The organism is Autumnicola edwardsiae, from assembly GCF_031846505.1.
In the GTDB taxonomy this organism is placed as follows: domain Bacteria; phylum Bacteroidota; class Bacteroidia; order Flavobacteriales; family Flavobacteriaceae; genus Autumnicola; species Autumnicola edwardsiae.
Genome location: NZ_JAVRHP010000179.1, coordinates 1 through 3,252 on the forward strand (window position 1 = coordinate 1; position 3,252 = coordinate 3,252).

The 3,252-nt window shown below is 38.2% G+C and carries 4 protein-coding genes; all 4 read left to right on the forward strand.

Translation table 11 applies throughout. The features are described 5' to 3' along the window. The first annotated feature begins 242 nt into the window (after positions 1–242). Positions 243–1,193, forward strand: a complete 951-nt coding sequence (locus tag RM529_RS16610; RefSeq protein ID WP_311485856.1) for an isopenicillin N synthase family dioxygenase — start codon at positions 243–245, stop codon at positions 1,191–1,193. A gap of 2 nt (positions 1,194–1,195) precedes the next feature. After that, positions 1,196–1,552, forward strand: a complete 357-nt coding sequence (locus tag RM529_RS16615; RefSeq protein WP_311485858.1) for a translation initiation factor — start codon at positions 1,196–1,198, stop codon at positions 1,550–1,552. Positions 1,553–1,579: 27 nt separating this feature from the next. Then, on the forward strand, positions 1,580–2,512 hold the full coding sequence (locus tag RM529_RS16620) for a DUF1835 domain-containing protein (RefSeq protein WP_311485860.1): 933 nt from the start codon (positions 1,580–1,582) through the stop codon (positions 2,510–2,512). 1 nt (position 2,513) lies between these two features. Further along, on the forward strand, positions 2,514–3,252 hold a 739-nt coding region (locus RM529_RS16625; protein ID WP_311485861.1), incomplete at its 3' end, for a nucleoside phosphorylase.

Sequence of the window (3,252 nt, forward strand, 5' to 3'; positions counted from 1 at the left end):
ATCCATCAAATATCAAACTCTCCAGACACAACAGCTGGCTATTTTTTAATCGAACTCAGGTTGTTAATATTCTACTATATGAATAAACGAATCGGCACTCTTTTTCTCTATTAAAGAGCTCTAACCCGTAGTCCAACAAAAAATAAAATGCTAAGGAAAATTAAAAAGAGCTACGGCATCTCGCTTTATTTTATTTAACTTTGTTTGTTGATTTTACGCAAAAAAACCACACACCAATGGCTATGAATAATATTCCCAGTGTAGATTTGGCCGATTTCCTATCTGATGATCCCGACAGAAAGCAAAAATTTGTTAACGAAATTGGAACAGCTTACGAAGAAATTGGCTTTGTTGCTCTTAAACATCATTTTTTAAGCGACGAACTTGTAGATGAGCTTTATAAGGAAGTGAAACTATTTTTCGATCTTCCGCTGGAAACAAAGAAGAAATATGAAATTGAAGGCCTGGCAGGTCAGCGCGGTTATATATCTTTTGGGAAAGAACATGCAAAAGGTAAAAAAGAAGGTGATTTAAAGGAATTCTGGCATTTTGGACAGGAACCTGCAGAAGATGCCAATCTTACCGAAGAGTATCCGGATAACGTGCAGGTTGAAGAATTGCAGGATTTTAATCATGTAGGAATGGAAGCATACCGGATGTTGGAAAAAACCGGAATATATGTATTAAGAGCACTTGCCCTCCATATTGGCCTTAAAGAAACTTATTTTGACCATTGGGCGAGTAATGGAAACAGTATTCTAAGGCCTATCCACTATCCACCAATTAGCGAAGAACCAAAAGGTGCCGTACGCGCGGGAGCTCATGGGGATATTAACCTTATTACTTTGCTCATGGGGGCATCTACCGGCGGGCTCCAGGTGCTTAGAAAAGATGGTGAATGGATAGATGCCATTCCCCAGGAAGATGAACTTGTAATTAATGTCGGGGATATGCTGGAACGACTAACGAATAATAAACTGCGTTCCACGGTTCACCGTGTAATAAATCCGCCTAAAGAAGAATGGGGAAATCCCCGCTATTCGATACCGTTCTTTTTGCATCCAAGGAGCGAAATGCCGCTGAATTGTCTTGAAGAATGTATAGATGAAGAAAATCCTAAACAATATGAGGATATTACCGCAGGTGACTTTTTACACCAGCGCCTTGTTGAAATAGGTTTACTCAAGAAATAGTTATGACTAAGAAAAAAATGGGACTTGAAGATCTGGGAGGATTCGTTTTTTCGACCAATGACGATTTTGATGAGAACGAATTGACAGATAACGAACAACAGGAAGCATTAGATCCCGAAGATCAGGATTTAGAGGCACATTTTAGCAATAAAGGCCGCGGAGGAAAAACTGTTACCATAATTAAGGGATATGTTGGGCCTGAAGAAGATTTGATTGCTTTAGGAAAAAAACTGAAAAAAAAGTGTGGTGTTGGCGGTTCTACTAAAGATGGCGAAATAATTATTCAGGGAGATGATCGTGAAAAAATAATGGAAATCCTGAATAAGGAAGGATATAAAGTTAAACGTGTTGGAGGATAATCTTCAGCACGTTTTTTAATTTAAACTATGAGCAGTAGATCAATACATATAATAAATGGGGATGGACTTGCCGCAAAAATGATGGAACTGGATATTCCGGGAGAAGTTATTGTTTGGAGGGAACTACTTTGTGAAGGTCCTACTGTTCAGGAAGTGGGAAGTGAAGCGTTTACTGAAGTCCGGAAGAAATTTATAGGTGATGCTTACGGCATTTCTCCAGAGAATTACGAAGAAAAATTTGTTTCTCAACTAGAAAAACTTCGTAACCTTGAGGATTATGAGGAGGTTATTCTCTGGTTTGAATTTGACCTTTTTTGTCATATAAATATGATTGCAGCAATTAGTTTTTTCCTTAATTATAAGAAGGAAGTACCTATGTACCTTGTATGCAGCAAAAAACTGAAGGGCGAAAAAGGAAATAAACCGCTTACACAGCTTAACGCGAAGCAGTTGTATAATCATTTCCAGAATAAAATCTCCCTTACTTCTGATGATTTACAATTAGCAAACTTTATATGGGAATTGTATTGCAGCAATAATCCGTTGCAATTAAAAGCGCAGATAAAGAAGCATAGCAATTTTGAATATCTATCCAGCTGTATACGAGCGCATATAGAACGTTTTCCCAATAGCGAGACAGGTATTAATTCTTTAGAACGAAATATTCTCAAAATCGTTCAGCGAAATATAATTTCTTCAGAAAATCAACTTTTGGGATATGCCCTGGAATATCAGGGATATTATGGATACAGCGATAACCAGATGAAGCGGCTTTTAAAAAAACTTCGGGATTTCTATCTGGTGGAAGAGGATCGGGTAATTTTATCTGAAAAAGGAGAAGCGGCTATGGAAGAAACGACGAATTTTTACAGGGAGCTCAACAATGACGAATGTTTTGGAGGAGCCAAAATGTATGATTTCTTGTATGAATCAGAATCTCATCGATTACTAAAGCTTTAAAATGGGTTTAGCAGCTTCAGAATTTATTTTAAATATAGACGGCAGTATTTATCATCTTAATCTATTGCCGCAACACCTTGCCAACACGGTAATTGTGGTTGGAGACCCGGACAGGGTTGAAAAGGTAGCCAGCCACTTTGATACTATAGAATTTAAGGTGAGAAAGAGGGAATTCCATACACAAACGGGAACCTATAAAGGGAAGCGCATAAGTGTTATTTCTACCGGAATAGGAACAGATAATATAGATATTGTTTTTAATGAGCTTGACGCACTGGTAAATATCGATTTTGAGAAGAGAACGCTTCGGAAGGAGTTAAGAAAATTAAATATCATCAGGATTGGAACTACCGGTTCTATCCAACCCGATGTTCCCGTAGATTCATTTTTGATGAGTAACGCCGGAATTGGTTTTGATTCCCTCCTTCATTTTTACGATAGTGCACATATTCAGGATCAGGAATTTGCAGAAGCACTTGTTGAACACCTGGATTGGTTTCCGAAGAAATCCACGCCATACGTTGTGGGGAATGATGAAGATCTTGCAAAAAAACTAGATTCTGAAGAGGTTCATAAAGGGATTACCGCAACTAATGTTGGTTTCTACGGCCCGCAGGGAAGGATTTTAAGACTTGCACTTCAGGATCCGGGAATGAACGACAAACTTTCAACTTTTTCTCATAAGTGTCAAAGAATCACCAATCTTGAAATGGAGACTTCAGGAATCTATGGCCTGTCAA